General features: G+C 57.5%; 24 protein-coding genes. 8 read left to right on the top strand and 16 right to left on the bottom strand.

The features are described from left to right. Positions 1-73: 73 nt before the first annotated feature. The 12 genes from LARV_RS07085 to LARV_RS07030 form a co-directional block, all read right to left on the bottom strand. A complete protein-coding gene (locus LARV_RS07085) occupies positions 74-697 on the bottom strand; it encodes a nucleotidyltransferase family protein (RefSeq protein ID WP_075072978.1) in 624 nt (207 codons plus the stop codon). Beyond that, positions 678-1733 carry an XdhC family protein gene (locus tag LARV_RS07080; RefSeq protein WP_075072977.1) on the bottom strand — a complete coding sequence of 352 codons (1056 nt, stop codon included), beginning with the start codon at positions 1731-1733 and terminating at the stop codon, positions 678-680. The genes LARV_RS07085 and LARV_RS07080 overlap by 20 nt, the downstream gene beginning before the upstream one ends. Positions 1734-1843: 110 nt before the next feature. Continuing rightward, positions 1844-2656: a selenium-dependent molybdenum cofactor biosynthesis protein YqeB gene (yqeB, locus tag LARV_RS07075; protein ID WP_075075145.1), complete on the bottom strand. Its 813-nt coding sequence runs from the start codon at positions 2654-2656 to the stop codon at positions 1844-1846. 126 nt (positions 2657-2782) lie between these two features. Beyond that, on the bottom strand, positions 2783-3862 hold the full coding sequence (locus LARV_RS07070) for a hydrogenase large subunit (RefSeq protein WP_075072976.1): 1080 nt from the start codon (positions 3860-3862) through the stop codon (positions 2783-2785). A 2-nt stretch (positions 3863-3864) separates the two neighbouring features. Beyond that, the gene (locus tag LARV_RS07065; protein WP_075072975.1) at positions 3865-4293 is read right to left on the bottom strand and encodes an NADH-quinone oxidoreductase subunit C; all 429 of its coding nucleotides are present in this window, start codon (positions 4291-4293) and stop codon (positions 3865-3867) included. After that, complete coding sequence (locus tag LARV_RS07060; protein ID WP_075072974.1) at positions 4283-4813, bottom strand: 4Fe-4S dicluster domain-containing protein; 531 nt, start codon at positions 4811-4813, stop codon at positions 4283-4285. Before LARV_RS07060 ends, LARV_RS07065 begins: the two co-directional genes overlap by 11 nt. A 14-nt stretch (positions 4814-4827) precedes the next feature. Further along, positions 4828-5736, bottom strand: a complete 909-nt coding sequence (locus LARV_RS07055) for a respiratory chain complex I subunit 1 family protein (RefSeq protein ID WP_075072973.1) — start codon at positions 5734-5736, stop codon at positions 4828-4830. Then, positions 5733-6176, bottom strand: a complete 444-nt coding sequence (locus LARV_RS07050) for an NADH-quinone oxidoreductase subunit B family protein (RefSeq protein WP_236709937.1) — start codon at positions 6174-6176, stop codon at positions 5733-5735. Before LARV_RS07050 ends, LARV_RS07055 begins: the two co-directional genes overlap by 4 nt. Before the next feature lie 38 nt (positions 6177-6214). Further along, positions 6215-7402, bottom strand: coding sequence for a proton-conducting transporter transmembrane domain-containing protein (locus LARV_RS07045; protein ID WP_075072971.1), 1188 nt, complete (start codon positions 7400-7402; stop codon positions 6215-6217). 18 nt (positions 7403-7420) lie between these two features. Then, entirely contained in the window at positions 7421-9274 is a 1854-nt protein-coding gene (locus LARV_RS07040) for an NADH-quinone oxidoreductase subunit 5 family protein (protein ID WP_201785890.1), read from the bottom strand. A 73-nt stretch (positions 9275-9347) separates the two neighbouring features. After that, the gene (locus LARV_RS07035) at positions 9348-9830 is read right to left on the bottom strand and encodes a 4Fe-4S dicluster domain-containing protein (protein ID WP_075072970.1); all 483 of its coding nucleotides are present in this window, start codon (positions 9828-9830) and stop codon (positions 9348-9350) included. 35 nt (positions 9831-9865) lie between these two features. Beyond that, the gene (locus LARV_RS07030) at positions 9866-12625 is read right to left on the bottom strand and encodes a molybdopterin-dependent aldehyde oxidoreductase (RefSeq protein ID WP_075072969.1); all 2760 of its coding nucleotides are present in this window, start codon (positions 12623-12625) and stop codon (positions 9866-9868) included. A 330-nt stretch (positions 12626-12955) separates the two neighbouring features. Between LARV_RS07030 and LARV_RS07025 the strand changes: the two genes are divergently transcribed. The 5 genes from LARV_RS07025 to trsS all read left to right on the top strand — a co-directional run bounded on the left by LARV_RS07025 (position 12956) and on the right by trsS (position 18214). Then, complete coding sequence (locus LARV_RS07025) at positions 12956-15283, top strand: pyridine nucleotide-disulfide oxidoreductase/dicluster-binding protein (RefSeq protein WP_075072968.1); 2328 nt, start codon at positions 12956-12958, stop codon at positions 15281-15283. Further along, positions 15280-15492, top strand: coding sequence for a DVU_1557 family redox protein (locus tag LARV_RS07020; RefSeq protein ID WP_075072967.1), 213 nt, complete (start codon positions 15280-15282; stop codon positions 15490-15492). Before LARV_RS07025 ends, LARV_RS07020 begins: the two co-directional genes overlap by 4 nt. A 13-nt stretch (positions 15493-15505) precedes the next feature. Further along, positions 15506-16240, top strand: a complete 735-nt coding sequence (trsM, locus tag LARV_RS07015; protein WP_075072966.1) for a DVU_1556 family methyltransferase — start codon at positions 15506-15508, stop codon at positions 16238-16240. Between the two features lie 82 nt (positions 16241-16322). Beyond that, entirely contained in the window at positions 16323-16763 is a 441-nt protein-coding gene (locus tag LARV_RS07010) for a DVU_1555 family C-GCAxxG-C-C protein (RefSeq protein WP_075072965.1), read from the top strand. Continuing rightward, complete coding sequence (gene trsS / locus LARV_RS07005; RefSeq protein ID WP_083522393.1) at positions 16763-18214, top strand: radical SAM (seleno)protein TrsS; 1452 nt, start codon at positions 16763-16765, stop codon at positions 18212-18214. The genes LARV_RS07010 and trsS overlap by 1 nt, the downstream gene beginning before the upstream one ends. A 28-nt stretch (positions 18215-18242) precedes the next feature. Here trsS and LARV_RS07000 read toward each other — a convergent pair whose 3' ends face one another. Genes LARV_RS07000 through LARV_RS06985 form a run of 4 tightly spaced genes read right to left on the bottom strand, consistent with a single transcriptional unit; the run spans position 18243 to position 21948 of the window. Next, positions 18243-18884 (bottom strand): response regulator, encoded by a 642-nt coding sequence (locus tag LARV_RS07000; protein WP_075072963.1) that lies wholly within the window; start codon positions 18882-18884, stop codon positions 18243-18245. 2 nt (positions 18885-18886) lie between these two features. Then, complete coding sequence (locus LARV_RS06995; protein ID WP_083522392.1) at positions 18887-20683, bottom strand: GAF domain-containing sensor histidine kinase; 1797 nt, start codon at positions 20681-20683, stop codon at positions 18887-18889. Positions 20684-20716: 33 nt separating this feature from the next. Beyond that, entirely contained in the window at positions 20717-21703 is a 987-nt protein-coding gene (locus LARV_RS06990; RefSeq protein ID WP_075072961.1) for a DUF6976 family protein, read from the bottom strand. Beyond that, positions 21700-21948, bottom strand: a complete 249-nt coding sequence (locus tag LARV_RS06985) for a hypothetical protein (protein ID WP_075072960.1) — start codon at positions 21946-21948, stop codon at positions 21700-21702. Before LARV_RS06985 ends, LARV_RS06990 begins: the two co-directional genes overlap by 4 nt. A gap of 279 nt (positions 21949-22227) precedes the next feature. Here LARV_RS06985 and LARV_RS06980 point away from each other — a divergent pair, with 279 nt between their 5' ends. From LARV_RS06980 to LARV_RS06970, 3 genes are all read left to right on the top strand, one after another. Then, positions 22228-22992, top strand: a complete 765-nt coding sequence (locus tag LARV_RS06980) for a DUF364 domain-containing protein (protein ID WP_083522391.1) — start codon at positions 22228-22230, stop codon at positions 22990-22992. Positions 22993-23034: 42 nt separating this feature from the next. After that, on the top strand, positions 23035-24351 hold the full coding sequence (locus LARV_RS06975; protein ID WP_075072959.1) for a DVU_1553 family AMP-dependent CoA ligase: 1317 nt from the start codon (positions 23035-23037) through the stop codon (positions 24349-24351). A gap of 182 nt (positions 24352-24533) precedes the next feature. After that, a complete protein-coding gene (locus LARV_RS06970) occupies positions 24534-25544 on the top strand; it encodes a LacI family DNA-binding transcriptional regulator (protein ID WP_075072958.1) in 1011 nt (336 codons plus the stop codon). The last annotated feature ends 231 nt before the right edge of the window (positions 25545-25775 follow it).

Below are 25775 nucleotides of genomic sequence, written 5' to 3'. Positions count from 1 at the left end.
TTCCGGAAGCGTATTCCATAGATCGGACACTCCGGCTGCGGAACTCCTGAAGAAAACCAATTCAGATCCTGAATTATTGAGATGAGATCAACCGCTTGTAATCTTCCGGCGTGTCGACATCGAATAACAATCGTTCGTCCGGCCAGGGCAGCGCGGCGGGCGGATAACGGTCAAAGATGCTGCGCGCACCGGCATCCCCCTGGAGTTGGCAAAGGACATCGAAGATCGAATGATCGAACAGAACGGGATTGGTTCGCTTTTCGCCGACAAACGGAGCCAGGATGACCGGCTTCGTTTGAAGGTAGGTTGCCACCAGGCAGCGGATCAGTTCGGGCGTGACGAAAGGCTGGTCGCCCAACAAAAAGAGAACCGCCCGGGTCTGTTCTGGCAATGCCCGGATACCCGCCCGCAGTGAAGTGCTCTGGCCTGACTCCCAGTCCGGATTGTTCACCACCAGCACGGGTAGATCCGCCAGGGCAGCCAGAATATCCGGATGCGCGGCGCCGGTCACGACCACCACCGGCTGCAATCCGGCTGCCAGAGCGGTCCGGGCGGCGCGGTGAATCAGCGTCTCGCCCTTCCAGGGCAGCAGCAGTTTCGGCCGTCCCATTCGTGATGCGGCCCCGGCCGCCAGAATGATCCCTGCAACCGGATTCTTTTCTTCGAGAGAATCGGACTCAGCATTGAGAGAATTCATGCCGGACCATGACCATTTCGGACAGGATGGATAAGGCGATTTCTTCCGGAAGAAGCGCATTCAACCGAAGGCCGATCGGCGCCCGTAAATGGTCGAGCTGCTCTTGGGTCACGCCCAGCTCCTGCAACGCGGCGTGGCGTTTGGAGATATTCTTGCGCGTCCCCAGCACCCCGACATAGCGCGTCGGGTGGGTCAATGCCACTGCCAGGGCCGGATTGTCCAATTTATCATCATGGCTGACGGCGACCACGTAGCTGGCCTCATCCAGGTGAAGTTTTTCAAGGGCCGTGGAAGGCCATTCGACGATCAGGTCGTCGACATGTGGGAAGCGTTCGCGGGTGGCAAAGGCCTCGCGCGGGTCGATGACGATGGTGCGGTAGCCGAGTACCTTTGCCAGCTCTACCAACGGAATGGCGATATGGCTGGCGCCGATGACGATCATGCGCGCCTCGGGTACAAGAACATCCGCGAAAACATCCACCTTTTCACCTACGGCCGCGAACTCTTTCCAATCCGCTTCCTGACTGCGAATCAGGTCCCTCATCCAAACCTGCGCTTCGGCGTTCAACGACGGATTCCCCAGGTCGCCGAGTGTGCGTCCATCCGGCCAGAGCATCAATTTATTTCCCAAACCCGGCCCGGAGATGACGGTTGCCACCACAGCCAGTTGGTTTTCTTCCAGGCAGAATTTCATAGCCGGAAAGATCGTTCGCCAGGCAGGCGAATCGAAGGATTCGACAAATACGTCCAGCGAATTGCCGCAGGCCAGGCCCACATCCCATGGACTCTCGTTGCCGGTTACGCCGTAATGCAGCAATTTGGGTTGTAATGTTTCGATAACCCCCTGCGCTTCTTCATAGACGGCGCCTTCCAGACACCCACCGGTAACCGAACCGGCAATTTCCATGCCGGTTGTCATCGCCATTTTTGCAGCCAACGGGCGAAGCGACATGCCACGGCGTTTTACATTCGTTGCAATGGCAACCTTTTTGCCAGCCCTGTCCCAGGTTTCGACTTCAGTAATGACTTCACGCATGTCTGCCTCGTATGTGCCAGCCATCAGAAGGGCGCCGGCACAAACGATCCCTGCGAAATCATTTGTTCGTGCGGTGGCCAGCAGTAGCGTTTCAGAGAATTTTCCGGTTCTTATTTCTTATGCTGGAACGCGAAAATGGCCTCCAGCACGCCACCCGCGATGGCAAGTGATTTTTCGGACACTTCGAAGCAATACGAAACTTCGGCCCGCGGGTCCACATCGCCAATCTTCGTCCCGGCATCCACCTGGACGCCGCTGCGGATCATCCCGCGCAGCACGCCCGATGTTTGGGCACGAACCTCGGCATCGCCCACGTGGGCAACGACCTGTCCTTCGGTTACCCGATCGCCGATCGCGGCATGCGCTTCGACCACACCCGAGACCGGCGCGCGCAGCAGACGCTCGGTGGATTTTCCACCCACCTCGCCGGGCTGGCCGGTATCCGGTTCGGCGCTGCCGTGTTCGATGACTCGCCCCAAATGATGCCCTCGGTTTGTTTCCACCACCGCATGGCAGTCGACGCCAGCGGTGAAGCCGGGCCCGAGGGCAATCACAAGGGGTGCATCCTCGATCTTTGTTCCGGTGTTGATTTTCGCCATGATGGCGTCGACCAACACTGCCGGATGAAGTTCATTCAGGCAGGCAGCTTTGGGATCGACCAGAATGGGAATTTTCCCATCCGCGATGATTTTGCGCGCCTGAAGGCAGTCGTCAACCCGCACTGCCTGGATTCCTTCCACCTGGGTTACCCCATCGCAGACCGCTTCCCCAAAGGACACCGTACGGCGTACCATCAGCGGGTGCGGTATCTCTGTCATCACCAACCGAAATCCACACCGATATAAACGTACCGCAACACCGCTGGCTAAATCACCAGCACCTTTAATGATAACGATGAAATTGCGGTCATCCAGTTGGGTCATCATAGTCCATTTATACCACGAAGGTGGAAAGTGACTTGATCGAGTCTGCGTCCAATAAAACACCCGGCTTTTGGTTATCAGGCCGTCCGCCTGATCGTGGAAACCTTATTCCGAGCCCCCTCCCCGTCAGCGATCCGTGCAGGAGTAGCAGGGATCGATCGACGCCTGGATGAGGGGCATGTCCGCCAGGTGCTGGCCTTTGCTCATCGCGCGCACCGACGGCATGTTGGCATAGGTTGGCGTGCGGATCTTGACTCGTTGCGGCACATCGCTGCCATCCGAGGCAATGTAATAGAAGACTTCACCGCGCGGGGCCTCCGCCCGGGCGGTTGCCTCTCCAGCGGGGATGACCGGGAAGCGATCGGCAATGCGGATGGGGCCGGACGGCAAGGTCTGAAGAGCCTTCTCGATCAGGCGGATGCTTTCCAGCATTTCCAAAGCCCGCACCACGACGCGCGCCCGCACATCGCCGTCCGTCTGGACGATCCGATTGACGCCCAGTTCGCCGTACGCCGCATAAGGCAGATCGCAGCGCAAATCCAATTCCAGCCCCGAAGCGCGGGCGGTTGGGCCGACGGTTCCATAGGCCAGAGCATCTGCGCGGGTCAGCACGCCCACCCCGGCCGTGCGCGCCTTAACGGTGGCGTCAGTGGTGAAGATGGGGATGGCAACTTTTTCGACGCCCTGTTTGATCTTGCGGACCGCGCTCAAGATGCTTTCCGGATCTTTCACATCCCGGTTGACCCCGCCGATACAGTTCATGGCGTAGTTGACCCGGTTGCCCGAGATGGCTTCCAACACGTCCATGACGGTCTCGCGCAGCGCAAAGAGCTCCATGAACATCGTCTGAAATCCGATCAGTTCGGCCGCGACGCCGCACCACAGAAGGTGGGAGTGCAGGCGTTCCAGTTCAGCCACGATCACCCGGATGTAACCGGCTCGCGCGGGGAGTTCAATTCCGGCGATGGCTTCGGCGGCCATACAAAAAGTCATGGTGTGGACGCCGGAACAGATACCGCACACCCGTTCGACCAACGGGATATCCTGGATGTAATTGCGGCGTTGAGCCAGCAGCTCGATCGACCGGAAGTTAAAGCCAATGGCTATATCCACATCCTGTACATTTTCACCCTGGCAGGTAATGTTAATTTTGTAGGGTTCTTCCAGGGCTGGATGATAAGGCCCAATGGGAATCGTGTATGGCATGCTTACCTCCTGGACTTTCCGGCTGCGCCGCCGGGTTCTCGGAACAGGCCGGGCTCCGTCTGCAGGGAACGGATCAGGCGTTCCGGATGCGGGTGGTCCTTGAACTGGACCCGGTAGAGATCCTGGATCTCGCGTTCGATCCAATCCGCAGCCGGAAGGATGTTGCTGATGGACGGCAGGCTGTTCCCTTTGGTGTACACCTTCAGGTTATAAGCCTGGCAATCGAGACAAAAGTGGTAGATCACCGCGGTTTCATTTTCCGAGATCATCGCGCCGGTCATCGTGCTAAAACGGGCTTTCCATTCCTTCATCTTGCGCGCCATTTCCAGCACATCCAGATCCGGAGCCGTCATCCACCAACCGTCCCTTCGTTGCGCCAGGGACGTTGCGCCTGGCAGACTTTCGATCAGGGTTTTGTAATCATTTACCATGCGGGTCTCCTGTAAACACGATCGTTTTGAGGAAACGTTTGCTGATCAATTTCTGACGACAGTTTTCACACAGGCCCTGCGCCTCAACGATCTCTTCCGGCAGCGGACTGCCATAGAGTTGTTTGAGGGTCAATTCAGGGATCACCCGTACCGGTCGACCGCAAACTTTACATGCCGGCAGCACGATATCGTGTGAAATGTAATGCTGCGATCGTTCGGTAATCGGCGCCGGGGCTTCCTTCTCGAAGCTCAGCGCGTGGGTCGGGCAATATTGAACGCAAAAGCCGCAGAAAGTGCAGCGATCTTCCATGTAAATCCAGTGCACCACGTTCTCGTCCGCATCGTCGATCTTGATCGCGCCGGGAGAGCAGGTGTAGACGCAGGTTCCGCAGGCAGTGCAGAGTTCCAGCGCGTGAGAAAGCTTGCCGCGGAAATCCTCCGGATAGGGAACCACGTCATTGGGCTGCCGGGTTCGTGAACCGTGGCTTAGATTTTGTGATAAGACGTCTAGGATTTTCATCATCCCTCCATCGATTACCGGATAAACGCGATAATCAGCACCAGAACGGCTGCCACAGCTCCCCAGCGCCAGTAGAAGGCAAAGGCCTGGTTGAGCTTGATCCGGGCGGTCGCTGTATTCAGGACAGTCACCAGGATGACTAGTAAGATGCTCAGTGCCAGGAATGCCACCCAGGCGCTCAGTCCACCCAGCAGGGGAGAAACAATCAAAGTCGCGAACAGACTGATCAGGGCCACCAGTTCGAGGGTGTGGCTAAGTTCGAGCAGCGCGAGCGGAAGGCCGTTGAATTCAGTATGAGCGCCGGCACAGAGTTCCTGTTCAGCGTTGGGGATGGAGAATGGGTTTAATTTTAACTTGGCCGGCAGCGCCAGGAAAAAAGCCAGAGCGGCGACCAGACTGCCCCAGCCCAACGGCGTCGTTGCCAGTGCAGACAGGCTGAAGCTTCCGGCCTGGACGGCCAGCGCAATGACGGCAGCCAGGAAGGGCACATTGTACGCAATGCTCAGCATGGCTTCGCGAGATGCGCCCACCTGTCCATACGGTGAACGGGTGGCGAATCCGGCCAGCATTTCGCACAAATCCGGTACCTCGAGCAGATAGATAAAGACGATCAGGTCACCCGGGAAGGTGCTCATCGAATTACTCGGCACCGGCACCAGGGCCAGTGCAAACAAGGCGGACCCCACAGAGAGGATCGGCAGGCCGTAGAAAAGGACAGGGTTGATTCCGGCGGGTACGATGGTCTCCTTGCCCAGCAGTTTGACAAAATCGTAGAAGGGCTGGAAGAAATAGGGCCCCTTACGACCCTGGAGACGGGCTGTCAGCTTGCGGATAAACCACAGATAGAACCAGCCCAGCAGGGTGCCTCCCAACAGACCCGGCCAAACGATCAAAGCCAGTAAATCCGAACCCCAGGTGCTCATTCCTTCACCTCCTTGCGGTTCTTCTGTTTTCCAGAAGCCAGCAGTTCCGCGGCCTCGGCAATCCCCTGAAGGATGGCCTGCGGGCGGGGTGGGCAGCCTGCCACGTAGACATCCACCGGAATGAACTGGTCCACCGCGCCGTAGACCGTTGGGCTGCCGGCGAAGATGTTGCCCGATGCCGGGCAGGATCCGACCGCGACGACCGCCTTTGGGTTGGGCATCTGATTGTAGATGTCGAGCAAAGCATCCCGCGTGCGCAGTGTCACCGGGCCGGAGATGATCAGAATATCGGCGTGTTTGGGGCTGCCCTGGCGCACCACACCCAGTTGTTCGGCGTCGAAACGCGGGGTCAGGCCGGCCGCGACTTCGATATCGCAACCGTTGCAGGCGCCGGTATTCACGCAATAGACCCAGGGTGATTTGCCCCGCGCAATTTGCATCAGTTTCTCGTATGGATTCATATGCGTACCCCTTTGTTTCAACCGATCCATCCCGTCAGCCAGCCCGGGAACAGACCCAGGACCAACATCAGGATGACCAGGGCAACCAATACACCGGCGGCCAACCGGGGTTCCTGGCCCCACTCGAGCCCGGCTTCAGCCTTACCAAACCAGACCCGGTGAATGGCGCGGACGTAGTAGAGCAGCGCCAACGCGGTCGCAAAGGCCATGGTCAGCACCAGGACGACACCGCCGGATTCAACACCAGCCAGGTAAAGGCGCCAGCGGCCGATAAAACCAAACAGGGGCGGCACGCCGATCATGCCCAGCGCGCCGGCGATAAACAGGGCGGAACTGACCGGATAGTGGGTGGCCATCCCGCGGTCGTCCAGGGTCAGGTCGTGACCGCTCTGACTTTCAGCGATGCCCACCGCTCCGAAGAGAATCACCTTGAAGAAGGCGTGGCTCAAAGCCGCCAGAATGGCGCCGCTCAGACCAACCCCAGGGCCGACCAGTACACCCAACATCAGATACCCCATGTCATCGATGGTCGAGAAGGCCAGCATGCGCTTGATATTCTTCTGGGCCAGGGCCGCCAGCGCTCCGCCGAACATCGAGAGTAACGCTAAAGCCAGCCACAGGGTGGCATAACCGGTAAAAACCCACGGCGCACTCTCGCGCAGGTGAGCCAGTTCGGTAAAGGCGGCGATATCGACCACCGAAACGACCAAAGCCGTCGTCATCGGTTTGGAATATTCAGCCAGGTTGGGCAGCCAGAAATAAAATGGGACCAGCGCCAGTTTTACGCCAAAGCCGACGATCAACAAGCCCACCGCCAGCTTGTCCAGCGGGTACGCAGGAACCGCACCGTTTTCGACCAGGTATACGCCCGCGCCGAGAAAAACCACAGCCAGGACCATGAAGGCCAGATAGGTTCGAGCAGCCGCCCTGGCCTTCGCCGAATCCTGGGTCCAGACCAGGGCAACCGCGGCAAACGCAGCTGCGTCCAGCAGTACGATCCGGATCGTTCCTTCACCCACGGCCATGCCGGCGACGACCAGCGCGCCCAGCAGGACAGTCAATCCCCACCAGCGCCGGCCTCCCTGCGGAACAACCATTGCGTACAGGGCAATCCCGATCATCAGGATCACGAAAGCGCCGCAAAATACCCAGTCCCAGGATGCGCCGGCCGCTAAAGTAGCCGTTTCCATAAAGATTGAATGCATCATTACCTCATCTGTACCTTAACTGAGCCAGACCGTGATGAAGACCAGCACCGCCAACACGAGAGTCGCCAGCAGGGGATAGTTCTCACTGATCGGATGAAGCAACTTTTCGAAACCTTCGGCCAGCGTCCGGATCCCGTTCCAGATCGGCAGGTAAACGCGATCGGGATCGGTAAACTTGTACACCGGGCCAAAGTTGGCCTCGGCCAGTTCAGTGAAATCCACGGCGGTCATGCCGGCCGTTTCGGGCAGAGGATCACCACCGGTAAATACACCCACGGATGCCCTTTGTGTCTTGCCCGGCCGCGTCAGACTGTAAGCCAGCAGGCTGGCCAGAATGGCGATCACCGCAATGCCCGCGCCCAGGGTCACCTGCACGCCGGCCGAGGTCGTCTGAAGTCCCAAATAAGTCAGGGATACTTCCCAGTTGAAACCCAGCGCGTGGATTGCCGGAGCGACCAGGCTCTTGAACAAAATCTGGGGGGCCAGGCCGAACAGGAGGCACAATCCGCCTAGAATTCCCATGCCCGCCAGCATGGACGGTTCAGCATCGTGGACTTCGGCCACCTTGAGCCAGGCCGGCATATCCCCGTAGAATACACTGACCGTTGCTTTGAGCATATAAACGGCCGTAATCACACTCACCACCCAGGCGACAATCACAACGACGATCTGGTTGGCATTCAGGGCCGCGTCGAGCAATAGCCATTTGGCGACAAAACCGTTCGTCAGCGGTACACCAATAATCGCCGCAGCCGCGATCAGCCAGATGCGGGCCGTCCAGGGCATACGCGTCGCCAGGCCGCCCAGGCGGCGCATATCCCGTGTACCGGTCGCGTGCTGGACTGCGCCCGCGCATAAGAACAGGGTACCTTTAAAAAGACCGTGGCTCAAACAATAAAACAATCCGGCGGCCACGCCCAGATTCGTCCCAAGTCCCAAAGCGGTAATGATGTATCCCAACTGGCTGATGGTCGAATAGGCCAGCAGTCGTTTCATATCCGTCTGCGCGAGCGCAAAAATCGCGCCAATCAAAATGGTGATGCATCCCAGCGTCATTACGATGATGTTCCAGGCGTGCGGCCACGGCGCGATCGAGTACATCCTGGCGATCAGATAGACGCCGGCTTTGACATAGCAGGCCGAGTGCAGCAGCGCCGAAACCGGCGTCGGGGCATTCATCGCCTCCGGAATCCAGGTATGAAGCGGGAACATGACCGATTTTGCCATGGCGGCGACCAACATTAAGATAAAAATACCCGTCGTAAATGCCGCCGTGACCGACGGATCGGTCCACACGAATGTTCCGCTGCGTTGGTAGAGCAGGAGGATCCCGGCCAGCAATCCATAGCCGGGGATGTGAGTCATGACCAAGACTTTCCGGGCTCCATTGGCGGCGGCGGATTCTTTATACCAAAAGCCGACCAGAAAATAAGAGCACAGGCCGATGACTTCCCAACTGAAATATACCAATAATAGATTGGCTGAAAAGACCAGGTTGACCAATCCGGCGATAAAGGTGAGCATCAAAACGTAGAAACGAGTCGTTCCTTCCGTTTCATGTGCCATGTAGTGAATGCAATAGAGCAGGATAGCCGAGCCAATACCGGTGGCCATCAGCGCGAAGATCAAGCTCAGTCCGTCAACATGATATTGCAAGGGAATATTCTGATCCCAAAGGACCAGAGTCTGATCGATGGCAGTTCCCTGCATCACCGATGGGAGCATTGCCAGTGTGCCGGCCAGGGCGATTGCGCCACATAGAAAAGCCAGCCAGCCCTTCAATTTTGGCGAGGCAGCCCGATTCAGCAGGATCTGTAATAGGATACCGAAGCCGAGCGCTGCCAAAGGCAATCCGACGATTGGGTTCACAATCTCCTCCTCAAAAGTCTAAGCCAGTCGGGTAGGATCTGGAGCCCGACTGGCTTAGCACAGGCAGAAAGGATTACGCGGGATAATCCTGGATAACGTCTTTCAATCTTGAAGCGAAACTCTTCTGTCGGGAGGTGGTCGAAACGGTATCCTCTACATATTCCAGAGCATCCGAAGGGCAGACCTTGACGCAGGCCGGATCGCCCTGGCAGACGTCGCACTTCAGGATGCTGTCGGTCAATGCATCGTAAACCGTGTTGCCGAAGGGGCAGGCCATCGTGCACATGCGGCAGCGAATGCAGCGTGAGTCATCCCACTCGATCAAAGCGGTTTCGGGGTTGCGGTGCATGGCTCCGGTCGGGCACACGGCAACGCAGGCAGCGTCGCTGCAGTGCTGGCACATCATGGGCACATTGACACCTTCGTACTGGAAGCTGTAGATGTGGATGCGAGACGCCTCGGGGCGTTGGCTGCCCTCATGGGCAAACGCGCAGGCTGCCACGCAGCTCTTGCAGCCCACACAACGATCTGGGTGAACCATTACCATTTTTGCCATAATAAGTTCCTTTACGGTGCGAGTAATCGAATGAATTATGCAATCGGCTTGACGACGGTTGCAGCCTTTTCCTGCGCCTTGAGTCCGGCCAACACTTTCGGAGGACGAGCGGGCAGGTTCGTGCAGTGCACGCCGGTGGCGTTCTTGATCGCGTTGACAATCGCAACGTGCGGCGAGGTCAGAGGCATTTCACCGACACCGGCAGCGCCGAAGGGACCGTACTCGCGCGGCGTTTCGACATACAGGATGTCGATTTTGTCGGGAATATCATTGGCGTAAGGAATACCTGCGCCGAGCATATTCGAATGAATAGCGTAATCTTCGAAATCTTCGCTCAGCGCCAAACCGACACCCTGGGCAAGGCCGCCGTAGATCTGGCCATCGACCAGAAGTCTGTTGTTGATCTTGCCGATATCCGCAACGCAGGTCAAAGCATCTACCTTGGTCTTGCCAGTCTTGGTATCCACTTCGACTTCGGCCATGAAGACACCGTACATATAAACGGCGAAAGGTTTACCCTGGGCCGTCTGGGGATCGCAGTTGGTGCACATGGATGATGACCAGGCGCCCTTATACTTCAGGGGCAGGCCTTCAGCCACCATCTCATCATAGGTGCGGAATTTGCCGTCTTTCTTCTTCAGTGCGGCCAGCAAGACCTCGCAGCCGTTCTTGATGGCATTACCCAGCATGACCTGGCTGCGGCTGCCACCCGCGGGACCGCCATTCAGGTTCACGGCCGTATCGTTCATGACCAGCTTGATTTTTTCAGGCTTGATGCCCAGCGGACGCAGACCTTCGTGAGCCGTACCGAGGGCGCCCATATCTGCACCCTGACCGTGATCGTGCCAGTTGACGAAGAGGGTGACGCCCGTCCTGGTCAGTTCGATCTCGATTTCGGAGCCATCCACGCCATCCAGACCGGAACCATAGATACCGATCGAGACGCCCACGCCCTTCTTCTTTTCAGGGGTCGACTCGCGCTTGGCCTTTTCGAGGGCAGCCTTGTAGCGCGGGCGCAGCTTGTCGATCATCTCGGGCAGGGAATAGGCATCCGGATCCTGTCCGGTCGGGGTCGTATCACCTTTGCGGTAGACGTTCTGATAGCGGAATTCCAGCGGATCCATGCCGATCTTGGCAGCCAGATCGTCCACCAGGCTTTCGGAAGAGATGAAGCTTTCCGGAGAACCATATCCGCGGAAGGCGGCGCCCCAGACGTGGTTGGTGCAGACCGTGCGACCGATACCGCGGATGTTGGGGATGTTGTAACCCGCACCGATAAATTGAGCTCCGCGCAGGGTCAGCAGATCGCCGAACTCGGAGTAAGGACCGTGGTCGCAGGTCCAGTCGCTTTCCATGGCCACGATTTTGCCTTTCGCGTCGGCAGCCATCTTCAAGTGCGTGAAGAACGGAGAGCGCTTTCCGGTGTACTGCATGAACTGCTGGTAATCATAGGTCAACGCAACCGGGCGACCACCGGTGGCCAGGCAGGCGACGCCCAGCAGGGCTTCCATGGTCGGGGAGAACTTGTAACCGAAGGTGCCGCCCGTCGGGTTCTGGATCATACGGATCTTCTCGGGCGGAAGGCCGATGCCAGGAGCGATCATCAGCAGGTGGAGGTACAGACCGATACTCTTCGAGCACAGGGTCAGGCGGCCTTCCTTGTCGATGTAGGCAAAGCCCGTGTCGGTTTCAATGGAAAGGTGCGGCTGGCGCTGAATGTAATAATCGTCTTCCACGACGTACGGCGCCTTGTCCATAATCGCCTTGGTGTCCTCACCCTTGGCAATCGGCTGCTCGAAATAGATATTCGGAGTTCCGGGATGAATTTCGATCGCATCGTCAGCCATTGCATCCGGCGCATTCATGTAGGCCGGGAGCACTTCCAGCTCCACCTTGACCTTTTCGGCGGCCGCGCGAGCGTGTTCTTCGGTATCCGCGGCGACGATCGCGATGGCATCGCCGATCTGGAAGACTTTTTCATCGCACAGGATCGGGCGGTCCCAACCATCACCCTTGTTGGTGGCGAAGGTGATCAAACCCGTAATGCGATTCTTGCCCTTGACATCCTTGTGCGTGATGACCTTGAAAACGCCGGGCATTTTTTCGGCAGCGGAGGTGTCGATGGAGAGGATATTGGCGTGTGCAACCTTCGCCTGAGTCAGCGCCAGGTGCAGCGTATTGGCAGGCAGGTGGAGAATCTGATCCTGACCGAATTGCCAGGTGCCGGTCACCTTCGCGTCCGCGGAAGGGCGTGGATACTTGCTGCCCCAGACGCGTCCGTCTGCGGGTGCCTTGTATTCCAACTCGGATTGGCTCATCTCGCCGCGCATCACCTTGGCGGCATCCATGATCGCGTCCACGATCGGCTTGTAACCCGTGCAGCGGCAGGCATTGTGGTGCTTGGTCAGCCAGTCGCGAACTTCCTGGCGAGTGGGATCGGGGTTCTGATCCAACAGCGCTTTGGCAGACAGAACCATGCCGGGGGTGCAGAAACCGCACTGCGCCGCGCCATGGAACTTGAAGGCAGCCTGAATCGGGTGCAGCTTATCCGGAGTGCCGATTCCCTCAATGGTTGTAATCTTGGCGCCATCCGGGACGCGCTTCGCCCGCGTCACGCAGGACAGGGTCAGCTTGCCGTCCAAAATAACGGAGCAGGCACCACAATGGCCTTCTTTGCAGGAGACCTTTGTTCCGGTCAGCAGAAGCTTCTGACGCAGAACATCTGCCAATGACGTCTCTTGTTCTATTTCAACAGTCTGGGAAACGCCATTGATTACAAATGTTTTTTTCAGCATCCTTACCTCCTTAAATATTTTTGTTGCAGATTGGGTGATTGAGGGGAACAGCCAAAATTTGGATTTGAAAACCCAGGATAGGCGCACTGGATCACAGTACGGCAATGCAAATCATAGGATAAAAGCCATGCGGCTAAAACGTGCATCCGGATACTTTCTGAATGGCTCAAGTAGTCGATTCCAGGAGGGTCAGTTGACCCATCGGCCAACGCTCCGACTGACCGTTGATTCGGGGATTGAATTTTCTATACTAATGAATAGACTGAAACGTATAGTGCCTGGTTAGGGTTGTTTGTCATCCGTAAAAATCATGTAAATCAGGAACCCCCTATGGATCAAAATGAGTTACATGCCCTGGAATCAAAATGCATTCAAGAATGCATTCCCACCTGTGCGGCCGCCTGTCCAATGCACGTGGATGTCCGCGCGATGTGCGCCGAAATCAGCCAGGGCAACTTTGGCAGCGCTTACCAGATTCTTAATAAAACCCTCCCATTTCCCGGTATTATCTGTCGCATCTGCGATCAACCCTGCCGGCCCGTCTGCAAGCGGGATCAGGCCATCGCGATCGTGGATCTGGAACGAGCCTGTGTCGATTTTGGAAAAACCAGCCTTGAGATCGCCAATCCTCACAGCCGCCGCAAGCAACGCATCGCCGTTGTGGGTGGGGGTCTGAGCGGCCTGACCGCGGCTTACGATCTGGCCAAAAAACGATATGCCGTCACCGTCTTTGAAGCGAACAGCGTCCTGGGCGGAAGATTGCGTTCCATCCCGGAAAGCCGCCTTCCCAGGTCTATCATCGAATCGGATTTCGACGTCATCCTGAAAATGGGCGTCGAAGTGCGCCTGAACACCCCGGTCAGCGGCAATGTCAGCGCGGGGAATGTCACCCTCGGGCAATTGCAGCGGGATTTCGATGCGGTTTACCTGGCAATTGGGTCCAATTCGCCGGCGCGATATGCGTTGGGTTTGAATGATTCCGGATTGGGGACCATCGACCCGGTCACACGCGCCACTGCCCAACCCGGGGTCTTTGCCGGAAGCGATATCGATCAGCCGGAGAATTCGATTTCATCTATCACGACTATGTCAGACGGCCGGATCGCGGCGATTTCGATCGATCGCTTCGCGCAGCGCGTCTCGCTGACCGCCTCGCGAATCAACGAAGGCGCATTCGAGAGTTGCCTGTATACCAACACGGAGGGCGTTCCGGCTCTGCCCGTCACCCCCAGGGCTGGCGCCAGTTTTACCAGCGCCGAAGCCATTGCCGAAGCCAAACGCTGCCTTAAGTGCGAATGCCTTGAATGTGTCAAAGTTTGCCAATACCTTTCCTCTTATGGCGCATATCCCAGGAAATACGCCCGCAAGATCTACAATAATCTTTCGATTGTGATGGGCACTCGTCTGGCCAATACGCTGATCAATTCCTGCGCCCTGTGCGGCCAATGTGCTGAAGTCTGCCCGACCAACCTGGATATGGGCGCGCTCTGCAAGCAGGCCCGCCAGACCATGGTCGAGCAGGGACATATGCCCCCTTCCGCGCACGACTTCGCCCTGCGCGACATGCAGTTCAGCAACAGCGACCAGTTTGCCATGGCTCGCAACCAGCCGGGAACTTCAACCAGCTCGTATCTTTTCTTCCCCGGCTGCCAGTTGAGCGCTTCGGCCCCCGAACAGGTCGAAAAGATTTACGCCTACCTGAGGGACCGGCTTCCTTCGGTCGGGTTGATGCTGCGCTGCTGCGGAACAATGGCGGACTGGTCCGGACGCAAGGACCTTTTTCAGGAGGCTCTGGCGGATTTTTCGGCGCTGCACGCCCAAATGGGCCGCCCAAAGGTCGTCCTCGCCTGCTCGAGCTGCTACCAGGTTTTCAAAAACAACCTGCCCGACGTCGAGATCGTCTCCCTGTGGGAATTGTTCGATCAATACGGTCTGCCGGAAGATGCCGTACAGACAAAGAAGGGGGTCGTCTCCATCCACGACCCGTGCTCGACCCGGCATGAATCCCAGATTCATGAAAGCGTGCGCCGCCTGGTCGACCGGGCCGGCTACCGCATCGAAGAACTGCCCCTCAACCGGGAAAAAACATCCTGCTGCAGTTACGGCGGCGACATGTGGCTGGCCAACCGCGAACTGGCCCAAAAAGTGGTCGAACGCCGGATCGCCGAAAGCGATGCGGATTACCTGACCTACTGCGCGATGTGCCGTGATTTCTTCGCCGCCCGGGGAAAACCCACCCTCCATTTGCTCGACCTGCTCTTCGAGAAAGATCCGCAGGCGCGGGCGACGCGTCAGGGGCCGGGTTACTCTCAACGGCATGAAAATCGAGCCAGACTCAAATGGAAAATGCTCAAAGAAATATGGGGTGAAACCATGCCCGACCAGGCAAGTTATGAATCCATTCAACTGATTATTCCGGAAGATGTCCAGAAGGTCCTTGAAGACCGGCTTATCCTGGTCGAAGATCTCCAGAGAGTGATCGAATACGCCGAAAAAACAGGCCAGAAATTCCTGAATCCGGCCACCGGACGTCTGCTGGCGCATTACAAACCCACCCGGGTGACCTATTGGGTGGAATATTCCCGCAAAGGCGACGCCTTTAGGATCCACAATGCCTACAGCCACCGCATGGAACTCGGTGAGGATGTGAAACCATGAGCCAGACAGAAGATCACGCAGCTCCCACGCAATGGAAATGTGCCAATTGCGACCTGCCCCTGGAACCCGGTCAGGTCATGGTATCTTACCTGGGGAATTCCTACCCGGTAAACTTGATGCGCTGCCCTAACTGCGGCATGGTGCTGGTGCCCGAAGACCTGGCCTTAGGCCGGATGGTCGAAGTCGAAAAGGCCCTGGAAGATAAATAACGGATCAGGCGCTTTGGAAAAATCAACGAGCGAAAATTCGAGCGGGAGCGGGGCCGGCGCCTGCGTTTACGAACAGGCTTACGGCCAGCAAACATTAGGCGAGACTCTGCATCCTGGCGGGCTGGGTCTGACGCGGCATGCTTTGTCCCTCTGCACCTTCCCCACCCATGCCAGGGTCCTGGACGTCGGCTGCGGCGCCGGCTTGACGGTGCAATACCTGCGTGAGCTGGGTTACACGGCCTGGGGCGTGGACCTCTCTGCGGGGTTGGTGCACGCCGGCCACCGACGAGCCCCAACCCTGCCTCTTTTTCAGGCGGCTGCCGACTTCATTCCCCTGGCGGCTGGCGGGTTGGACGTCATCGTGACAGAGTGCAGCCTGTCGGTATTCGAGCAGACCGATCGGGTTCTGGATGAATTCCACCGTTTACTCCGGTCGGACGGCGTTCTGATCCTCACCGACCTCTACGCCCGCAATCCATCCGCGCTGCCGGCGTTACAGGCGGTCCTTCCCTCGAGCTGCCTTGCCAGGTCATTTATCCGGGAGGAACTGCTGAACCGGCTGGCGAAGCGCGGATTTGCTCAGGTGATCTGGGAGGATCACTCCGAGGCGGTTAAATCCCTGGTCAACCCGTCCGTATCCAGCCTGTTCATTGGCGCTCCGGAACGTGGAATGGATCCCCTCGACCTGGCCTTAGCCGTCGCCAGAGTCAAACCGGGATACTTCTTGTGTGTTTCACGAAAGTGCTGAAGGTTAATCTCAGCGAATCTGGAGAAATCGATCGTAGCGCTCTCGAAGAATCGGCGCAGCAATCCAATCCGAGGAGTTCTTAATGGATGATCTCGATTACATGAAGGAATTGAAGGGCCAGGGTTTCGTCTGCAGCCAAATCCTGTTAAAAATGGGCCTTGAACTGCAGGGCAAGGATAATCCCGACCTGATCCGGGCGATCCAGGGACTGGCCGGTGGGTTGGGCTACACCGGAGACGTGTGTGGATCGCTGTCAGCCGGGGCGTGCCTGTTGGGAATGTACGCCGGGAAAGGCACGCCGGAAGACGAGGATGATCCACGCCTGTATTTTATGATCGCGGACCTGGTGAAATGGTTCAAACAGGAATACGGTCAGGGCAACGGCGCCATCCATTGCGACGATATTGTCAACAATCAGGGCACGAAGTCGATCGCCCACTGCCCTGAGATCGTGGCTGCAACCTACCAGAAGGTAAAAGACCTGCTGGTCGATAACGGTTTTGATCTTTCCGGGATGGATTGATGAGCGATCTTCCCCAGCCACTCACATCATCCGCTGGCTGTTGCAGCGAGCCCCACTCCGATCCAGACGGAACAACATGCTGCGCCCCATCTCCGGTGGATGGAGAGATCCTTTCCACCACCGAAAGCGTTTGCCCGGTTTGTCTTTCGCGCCTGCCTGCCAGGCGGGTCATGCGGGGTGAGAACATCTACCTCGAAAAAGAGTGCCCGCAGCATGGATCCTTTCGAACCATCCTCTGGCGCGGATCGCCGGCTTTCTCTACCTGGGTCAGGCCGAAAATTCCCGTCTCCCCGCAAAATCCGATGAACCGTGTGGAACGAGGCTGCCCGTTCGACTGCGGGCTGTGCCCGGACCACCGCCAGCAGCCGTGCTGCGTGCTCTTCGATGTGACCCTGCGTTGCGACCTGGCCTGTTCCTTTTGTTTCGCCAGCGCGGGAAAGCACGCTGCATCCGGCGATCCATCCCTGGAAACGATTCGGACCTGGTACCAGCGCCTGCTGGACGCCGGCGGGCCATTCAATGTTCAGCTTTCCGGCGGCGAACCCAGTCTGCGGGATGACCTGCCCGAGATCATTGCCCTCGGAAAATCGATGGGCTTCCCCTTTTTTCAGATCAACACCAACGGCCTGCGCCTGGCAAGAGATCCGGCTTACCTGGGCCGGCTCAAACAGGCCGGACTTTCCACGGTCTATCTGCAGTTCGACGGTACCACGGATGAAATTTTCCAGAAAATGCGCGGCGGCAAACTGTTGGAACTCAAAATCCAGACCATCGAACGCTGCGCCGAAGAAGGCCTGGGCGTGGTGTTGGTCCCCACGCTGGTGCCCGGGATCAACTTCGACAATCTTGGGGAGATCCTGCGCCTGGCCATCGAACATGCCCCCACCGTGCGCGGGGTGCACTTCCAACCCGTCAGTTACTTTGGCCGTTATCCTCAGGCGCCAAGAGATGAAGATCGCATCACCATTCCCGAGGTCATTCGAGCCATCGAAGCGCAGTCCGGCGGGCGCATCCGGCGCGAAAGTTTTAAACCCTCCGGGGCTGAAAATGCGCTCTGCTCATTCCACGGCAACTTTGTGATCATGCCGGATGGCGAGCTCAAAGCGCTCACCCGCCACCATCCCGATCCGTGCTGCTGCACGCCCCCCGAACGCGCGGATGAAGGTTCGCGGAAATCCCGCCTTGTCACGGCCAGGAACTGGTCAGCGCCGAAACTGGAACTCTCCAACGGGCAAAGCCGCAGCCTGGGAGGCTGGGATGATTTTCTCGACCGCATCCAGACCCATTCTTTCACCATCTCCGGCATGGCTTTTCAGGATGCCTGGAATCTGGACCTGGAACGGCTGCGCGACTGCTATATCATGCAGGCCAGCCGGGATTCGGGTCTGGTGCCCTTTTGCGCCTATAACCTGACCGACCAGGCCGGGCATGCTCTGTACCGCCCGGTCTAGTCCGAATTTCGGTCTGACGGTTCGGAATTTAATTTACCAGGTGGTTTTGAACGGCCAATGCGACTGCCTCGGCGCGGTTGCTGGCTTCGAGTTTCGAGAGGATGTGGCTGACATGGTGTTTGACGGTCGAGAGGCTGACGACCAGGTGCGCGGCGATCTCGGTATTATTGAATCCCTTCACCAACAAGGCCAGCACCTCGCGTTCTCGATCGCTCAGGTCAAATCCAAGCGGCCCCGCCTGGGAGGCAATGTTCATCAGCGCCTGGGTTGCTTCGGGGGATAGGATCGAGTGCCCGGCGTGCGCCAAACGAATGGCTTCGGCAATCTCGTCGGATTGGACATCTTTGAGAAGGTAACCAATCGCTCCGGCCTGAATGGCTTTCTGGATCATGGTTTCTTCTTTGAAGCTGGTCAAAACGATGACCTGGGTTTGCGGATAATTCTTCCGGATGAGTTTGGTTGCGGCGGCTCCATCCATGCCAGGCATGAGTAAATCCATCAAGATGACATCCGGCCGCAGATCGCCACACAGCCGCACCGCTTCTTCCCCGTTGCGCGCGAAGCCAGCCAAATCGAGATCCTCGTAAGCTTTGATAAAAGCCTTCAAGCCGCTGCGAACCACGGCGTGATCGTCAACAATCATCACTCGAATGGGATCACCGATTGTCATGATTACTCCTTCTGGCCAGGCGCCAACCAAACCACTTCGATCTGGGTGCCGCAATCCGGCTTGCTTTTCAGGTTTAGATTCGCGTTTATGGACGCCGCCCGCTCTTGCATAATACTCAGGCCGAAATGATCCGATGAAACCGCGGCGGGATTAAATCCACAGCCATTATCACAGATCGATAGGGCCATTTTATCGGGCTGGCAACGCAAGTTGACAGAAGCCTGGGTTGGATCGGCATGCTTGACGATATTATTCAGGGCTTCCTGAGTGATACGGTACAAAGCGATTTTCACTTCAGGCGACAGGGACTGCTCGCCCTCGACATTCAGGGCAATCGGGATCTGGGATTGGATGGAAATTCCCTGGGTCAGATGTTTGAGCAAATCGCCGAGTTTGGCTTCCTTGAAAACGGCCGGGCGCAATTCGAAAAGTAAGGTGCGCATTTCGGCAAACGCGCCGCGCGTCAACTGGCGCAGCTCCACCAGGCGGGCTCGCGCCTCGGTCTGGTCCCTCTCCCACAGGCGCGGCAACACCTCAGCAATCAAATTGGCTGAAAACAACGTCTGGCTGACCGCGTCATGCAATTCACGCGCCAGACGGTTGCGTTCGGCGATGACCGCAGCTTCTTCCGCCTGCATGCGGAGGCGCGCATTCTCAATGGCCAGAGCCACCTGGTCGCTGAACATCAACGCCAGATTGATTTCTTCCGTCGAGAAGATCCGCGGCTCGCTGAAATACAACAGGATCGTCCCGTAGAGCTCGCCTTTGACGATGAGCGGTACCGCCAACCAGGATTGGAAATTGATCATCAACTGGCTGACCATCGCCCATTCGGCGGCGGTCGTATCCAGGTAAGACTCATCGCTCGCGATCTCTTTTTTTGCGTTGGTCACGCTCACAGGCCGGCCGGTTTCGACCGCCTGGCGGGCGGCGCCGTAACCCGGTAAATATTGGGCATCGACCAGGTTCGTCGACAGGCCGTTGGCCGCTTGAATGCCAAGCGTTTGATCTTTGGCGGAATACGTAAATATCGCCGTGCCCTGGCATCCCAACAGACGGCCGCTGACATGCGTGACGATATAATCCAGGATTTCGCCCAAGGAACGGTTCGAATTCAGAATGGCCAACATCACCCGCAGGCTCTCGGCCATCTGGTGGCGCCCTTCCGCCTCGAGTCGGCGTTCCTGCTGTTCCTGATATAGCCGCGCGTTTTCGATCCCAATGACTGCGCACGGCGCCAGCATACTCAAGACGCGCAGGCTGTCGCTGCTTAATACCGCATTGCATGCGTCCGCCACGGCAATCACGCCAATGGACCGGTTTTCGTAGATCAGCGGTACGGTCAGGTAGCAGCCGACGTTTCCAAAGGGCTCGATGGCTTCGCGATAGATGCGCGCGTCATCCTCATGGATATCGGTGAGCATGATCGGCTGGCTGGTCTGGATGGATTGCCCGGCCACCGACTGCGCAACCGGGACGCGATAACCGATCAAGGCATCCGTGGAATCCGACCCGGACACAGCCGACAGGCACAGGTCATCCTCTTCGAGCACGTACAGAAAACTGAGCTTGGCCGAGGTCAGCCGGCGGGCCTCATCGGCAATCATTTGCAGGACGCCGCTTAGATCCAGGTGGCTCGTGATCGCCTGCTGGATGCTCAGCAGGGTCTCGATTTCAATGGCGTGTTTTTGAGTGGAACAGGAAACCGGGTCGCAGAGAAAATAGGACTGGTCCACCGGACAGACGGTCGGATTTCCTGCTCTCTTTGCGGTTGATTTTTGCCGTTCCACGATTTTCATTGCCTGATTAAGTCTGAATCTAACGACAGGAGATCATACATCTTCGATGGTCAGATAAACCAAGGTTTGATTCAAGAGCTGGTAAGCAATTTCGCCAAAGGTGATCGGGCCGGTGAAATTCCCAATCTTTCGGCCTTCCAGATTCGCGTACAGATAGTTCAAGATGCAATTACAGGCCACAAACACATTCTCGCTGAGACCCGCGGGCGCTTTTTTCTTGAGCTGGTCCAGGTAATCATCCACGGGTTTGGCGATCTTATAGCGGTAACCGGCAAACACCGGCGCGTAAAAGGTGATCTGGCGCTTGGCAAAATCCATGCTCTTGAAACTGGTATTGATCATCGCCCCGGAAAGATTGGTCACCAGGGGCAGCCGTGTATCGATGGCATTTTCGACCACATAATCGGCGATGTTCTTCGACTGGCCGTTGATCAACGCGGTGGTCGCGCTGAAACCGTCCTCCGGAAAGACGATGGAATCGACTTCACCCTGTTCAAAGATATTGACGATATCGATCTCGGCGAGTTTGTTGGCCGGCAATTCGACGTGGAAAACCACCGCGCCGTTATCCAGAGCCAGCTGCCGCGTTCCATCGAAAACTTTCGGGCTGGAAACATCATCATCCACGGCCACGCCGGCAACCCAACCGATCAAAGGTCGGGTGGCGAAATTTGGGAAACTGGGGGCATTCAGCGCGAAGGTGAAATGGGTGGGGCTGGATGCCGGAATAATGATGACGCTAAAACCATGGCGAGGCGCATCCGTATAAACCTGCTGGATATGGGTCTCATCGTATACTTTCACCTCGGCTTTGAGCACATAATCGGGGAATTCGGTGACATAGATCTGATCTTGCGTAAATACACCGCCCTGCTCACCCATAAAATAAGGAATCGTCCCGGCAATCCAGCACCCGCTCGGAAGGTCACGCAGGGATTTCTCATCACCGGCCAGTAAAAGTTTTTTCCCGGCAGTAATCATCTGGATTACGTCTTTTTTCTCGAACAGAACTCGTTTCACCGAATCACCACCTTACCGAAGATTTTCTGTAAATCTGCCTGAGCTTTTGGAAGGTCCTTATTCCACATGAAGAAGGCCCTCAACTCCGCAACACATCTTTGCGCTGTTTCGGGAGTCGGGTCCATTTCATAAATCAAAGTAAGCCGCCCCAAAATGATCTTGGTCGCCAAAAGCTCATATTTTGGAGTCTCCTCGCCGGAAATCGCTTTCATCCAACTCGGATCTGACTCATCGGGAATGATCATCAGCAACGGTCCTTATTTTTGATTTACCAATAGCATGGCAGAAAAGCAGGATCTCCGTTTGCTTTCTGTTTAATTTTCCTCGGAAGCCTCAAGGCGCCATCCTCAAAATAAATCGCTGTCGGAGACGGTTGAAATGCATCTCTTGTGGATGCAACCGGGTTGTCATTGTGGCATCGTTGTATGAAGGCAGGGATGAGTTCGCGCGAAGCAAAACCCACTTATTATAATACCGACGGATGTATAATTGTACAGATACAATTCGTCATAATTTAGCGCGTAATGCTGAGGTTTCCAATTCCAATCCTGAATGATCTGATTTCCGCGATCGATTCCCAAACCGCCTGCGTTCGAATAACGGATGTCAGGGTTGGATTGTATTATTCAGCCGTTCAAAGTCATGGGATGGGCCTGGCGGCCACCCTGAACGATGCCGCGTGCTGCGATGCGGAAAAGTTCGATTGGATGGGACATCTGCACGAGCTGACCGCCGACCGGGTATTACCGTTTCTGCATTCGAAAAACGCACTGGAAGTCAGTATCGGTCTGGCCACCCTGAATTCGTTGATTACCGTTCCCCCGGAAGGCGGCGTCGAGATCAACGCCCGCGATTTCATCCTCGCGCGCGGCCGAGACAAAACCGTTGCCACCATCGGGCATTTCCCTTTTACGGACGCCCTTCGAAAAGTTGCCCGCCAGGTCTGGGTTTTCGAACTGGAGCCGCGGCCCGGAGACGAGCCCGCTGAAGCCGCGCCCGAGCTGCTCCCCCGGGCGGATATCATAGGGATTACCGCCACGACCCTCCTGAACGGCACATTCGATGCATTGGCGCCGCTGTTCCCGCGCCAGGCGCTGGTGGTCATGATCGGGCCCACCACACCCCTCAGCCCGGTGCTGTTCGATCACGGTGTGGATGTGTTGGCCGGTTCGATCGTAACCGATCCCGGGGCGTTGATGAATTGCGTCGGCCAGGGCGCCGCCCAGCGCCAGTTGGCCGGCCTGCAGCGCATCACGATCGTGCGCGATCGCGCTAAAATGGGGGCATGAGCGTCAACCGGCCGGATAACCCGGATTAACGGTAGAAGGAATATGGAAATCCCTATCACCCCCCTCGATTCCTGGATCATTCACAAGATCGGCCATCCGGGCAGGTTGACCCGCCAGGCCATTGAGGAATACCAGCTCGAACAGTTGCGGGAGACGCTCTGCCTGGCGCGGAGCCAGAGCCCGTTTTACCGTAAGCATCTGAGCCGTGCACCCGAACCGCTATCCAGCCTGGGAGACCTGGCGCAATTTCCGTTCACCGCGGCTCAGGATATCCGCGATTTTGGGTTGCAATTCCTGTGTGTGTCTCAGGATAAGATTCAACGCGTGGTCACCCTGGATACCACCGGTACCACCGGCCAACCCAAACGGATCTACTTTACAGAAGAAGATCAGGAACTGACCACGGATTTCTTTCACAACGGCATGGCCACCTTCACCGCGCCGGGGGATCGGGTCCTGATCCTCCTGCCGTGCGAACGCGCCGGCAGCGTGGGCGACCTGCTGGCCACGGGCTTGCAGCGCCTGGGCGCTGAACCCATCCGGCACGGCATCGTGCGTGACATCGCGCAAACTTTGGGGGTGATGCGCGCGGAGAAGGTGGACAGTCTGGTCGGCATCCCCGTCCAGGTGCTGGGGCTTGCCCGTCACAGCCCGGAATTCCGGCTCAAGAGCGTGCTGCTGTCAACCGATTATGTACCGGACGCCGTTGTGCGCGCGGTCGAACGGGAATGGCATTGCCAGGTCTACAATCATTACGGCATGACGGAGATGGGCCTGGGCGGCGGCGTCGAATGCCTGGCGCACCGCGGTTATCACCTACGCGAAGCCGACCTGTACTTCGAGATCGTTCATCCGGAGACCGGCCAGCCGGTGGCCGAGGGCGAGACCGGCGAGGTGGTGTTCACCACCCTGACCCGCGCAGGCATGCCCTTGATCCGCTACCGGACGGGTGATATCAGCCGCTTCATCCCCGGCGCCTGCCCGTGCGGTACAAGCCTCAAAAACCTGGAATGGATTCGGGCGCGCAAAACAGGCAGGGTTGCGGTGGGTCCCGTTGAAAGCCTGACCATTGCGGATCTGGATGAGGCGCTCTTTTCTGTGGATAGCGTCTATGACTACGATGCCAGTGTTTCGCATGAACCCGGGCGCGATATCCTCCACCTGAGCGTCTATGTCACCCGGGAAGATGAACCGGCCTTGAAAAAGCGCATCGCGGAATCCCTTGAAACGATCCCTGCCGTTCAGCAGGCCATGTCCCAGGCCAGCCTGTTCGCGCAGATGGATATCTATACGAAGCGAACGGCGCCGGTTTCTCCATTCAAACGGACGATTCGCGAATCGGGCGCCAGCGGCCAATAAATCCACGGCCCGGGCCGGCAGGCAGATCCGGTATCTTCGACTTACAGGTTTGGAGAAAATTCAAATTACCCGCCCGGGGTACTTGTAATTTGGGTTGCCAGTTGCTATACTTTAAGCGCTTAAGCAAGTTCAACTTGCTTTTCTTTTTATCGGCTGAATTTAAGCGCTTAACAAGGATCCCCATGATTTCAATTTACGATGTTGCCAAAGCTGCCGGCACCTCCATCGCCACGGTTTCCTACGTGCTCAACAACAGCAATCGCGTCAGCAAGGCCACTGCCGAACGCGTCCGCCGCGCGATCGAGGAGCTCAATTATCAGCCCAAGGCGTCCGCCCAGGCGCTGGCGCGCGGGCGCACGCTGACCATCACGTTGATCGCCCCGATTTCCATCTACGCCCATCAGGCCTCCCTCTACAATCTGATTCAGGGCATCGGCCAGGCGCTGGAATCCACCGACTACCGCCTGTACATCCACCCCACCCTGCACAGCCCGGGCGCTTCCCTCGAAGTCGAAGCCGCCATTCGCAGCCACCAGATGGATGGCGTGATCCTGATGCACATCGAGCGGGAGGATCCGCGCATCGAGCTGCTGCGCCAGAGCAAAATACCCTTTGTCCTGATCGGCCGCTGCGAACACGACGAGGACCTCAGCCTGGTCGACGCCGATGTGGAAGCGGTCATCGATACCGCCGTGAGCCATCTGAAGGGCCTCGGGCGCACCCGCATCGGCCTGTTTGGCGAAGGCGGCGAGGCCAACATTACCCGCCGCCTGGTCCAGGGTTTTGAGAATTCCATCCGCTCCCACGGCCTGGTATACGAAGAACGTTATTGCGCCGAATTTTCCGAAGATCCGGAAGAGATCGACCGGGCAATTTCGGAGGTGCTTTCTCAACCGGACCGTCCCTCGGCCATTTTTGCCGTCTCGGACCTGGCGGTGATGGGCGTGTATAAGGCCGCAAACGCCCTGGGGCTGCGGATCCCGCAGGACCTGGCCGTGATCGGTTATGCCGACAGCCCGCTTTATCCGTATTTGACGCCATCCTGCAGCGCCGTCTTCGCCGGCGCGACCGAATTGGGCTGCAAGGCGGCCGAAACGCTGCTTGCCAAACTGACGGACGATGCAGAGTTTTCTGCACAGCTATTGGTGCCCCCCCGACTCATTATTCGTGATTCCACGGTTGCAAAATCCTGAACGCATAAAAAGCAGACCCAAAAGGAGGCAGGAGCAAGGCAATTCATCACCCCCGAACCCATCCAACCAATCAACCTTTCCATTGATACGAAAATCCGGAGGAGCTAATGTCTATGAAGCGATCACGTATTTTTTTGGCGCTGGCGGTCATCTTGATGATCTCAACGTTGATGGCAGGCTGTGCCGCCCCTACGGCCGCGCCCACGGACCCGCCCGCTGCGGCGCCCACGG

The organism is Longilinea arvoryzae, assembly GCF_001050235.1.
Classification (GTDB): Bacteria; Chloroflexota; Anaerolineae; order Anaerolineales; family Anaerolineaceae; genus Longilinea; species Longilinea arvoryzae.
Note: the sequence above shows the minus strand (reverse complement) of the source record. Positions and strands in the feature narration are given on the sequence as shown.

What these genes read in the sequence shown, in the direction of transcription:
- LARV_RS07085 (WP_075072978.1), bottom strand. Translation starts at nt 697, where the DNA reads ATGAATTCTCTCAATGCTGAGTCCGATTCTCTCGAAGAAAAGAATCCG.
- LARV_RS07080 (WP_075072977.1), bottom strand. Translation starts at nt 1,733, where the DNA reads ATGCGTGAAGTCATTACTGAAGTCGAAACCTGGGACAGGGCTGGCAAA.
- yqeB (WP_075075145.1), bottom strand. Translation starts at nt 2,656, where the DNA reads ATGACCCAACTGGATGACCGCAATTTCATCGTTATCATTAAAGGTGCT.
- LARV_RS07070 (WP_075072976.1), bottom strand. Translation starts at nt 3,862, where the DNA reads ATGCCATACACGATTCCCATTGGGCCTTATCATCCAGCCCTGGAAGAA.
- LARV_RS07065 (WP_075072975.1), bottom strand. Translation starts at nt 4,293, where the DNA reads ATGGTAAATGATTACAAAACCCTGATCGAAAGTCTGCCAGGCGCAACG.
- LARV_RS07060 (WP_075072974.1), bottom strand. Translation starts at nt 4,813, where the DNA reads ATGAAAATCCTAGACGTCTTATCACAAAATCTAAGCCACGGTTCACGA.
- LARV_RS07055 (WP_075072973.1), bottom strand. Translation starts at nt 5,736, where the DNA reads ATGAGCACCTGGGGTTCGGATTTACTGGCTTTGATCGTTTGGCCGGGT.
- LARV_RS07050 (WP_236709937.1), bottom strand. Translation starts at nt 6,176, where the DNA reads ATGCAAATTGCGCGGGGCAAATCACCCTGGGTCTATTGCGTGAATACC.
- LARV_RS07045 (WP_075072971.1), bottom strand. Translation starts at nt 7,402, where the DNA reads ATGCATTCAATCTTTATGGAAACGGCTACTTTAGCGGCCGGCGCATCC.
- LARV_RS07035 (WP_075072970.1), bottom strand. Translation starts at nt 9,830, where the DNA reads ATGGCAAAAATGGTAATGGTTCACCCAGATCGTTGTGTGGGCTGCAAG.
- LARV_RS07030 (WP_075072969.1), bottom strand. Translation starts at nt 12,625, where the DNA reads ATGCTGAAAAAAACATTTGTAATCAATGGCGTTTCCCAGACTGTTGAA.
- LARV_RS07025 (WP_075072968.1), top strand. Translation starts at nt 12,956, where the DNA reads ATGGATCAAAATGAGTTACATGCCCTGGAATCAAAATGCATTCAAGAA.
- LARV_RS07020 (WP_075072967.1), top strand. Translation starts at nt 15,280, where the DNA reads ATGAGCCAGACAGAAGATCACGCAGCTCCCACGCAATGGAAATGTGCC.
- LARV_RS07010 (WP_075072965.1), top strand. Translation starts at nt 16,323, where the DNA reads ATGGATGATCTCGATTACATGAAGGAATTGAAGGGCCAGGGTTTCGTC.
- trsS (WP_083522393.1), top strand. Translation starts at nt 16,763, where the DNA reads ATGAGCGATCTTCCCCAGCCACTCACATCATCCGCTGGCTGTTGCAGC.
- LARV_RS07000 (WP_075072963.1), bottom strand. Translation starts at nt 18,884, where the DNA reads ATGACAATCGGTGATCCCATTCGAGTGATGATTGTTGACGATCACGCC.
- LARV_RS06995 (WP_083522392.1), bottom strand. Translation starts at nt 20,683, where the DNA reads ATGAAAATCGTGGAACGGCAAAAATCAACCGCAAAGAGAGCAGGAAAT.
- LARV_RS06985 (WP_075072960.1), bottom strand. Translation starts at nt 21,948, where the DNA reads ATGATCATTCCCGATGAGTCAGATCCGAGTTGGATGAAAGCGATTTCC.
- LARV_RS06980 (WP_083522391.1), top strand. Translation starts at nt 22,228, where the DNA reads ATGCTGAGGTTTCCAATTCCAATCCTGAATGATCTGATTTCCGCGATC.
- LARV_RS06975 (WP_075072959.1), top strand. Translation starts at nt 23,035, where the DNA reads ATGGAAATCCCTATCACCCCCCTCGATTCCTGGATCATTCACAAGATC.
- LARV_RS06970 (WP_075072958.1), top strand. Translation starts at nt 24,534, where the DNA reads ATGATTTCAATTTACGATGTTGCCAAAGCTGCCGGCACCTCCATCGCC.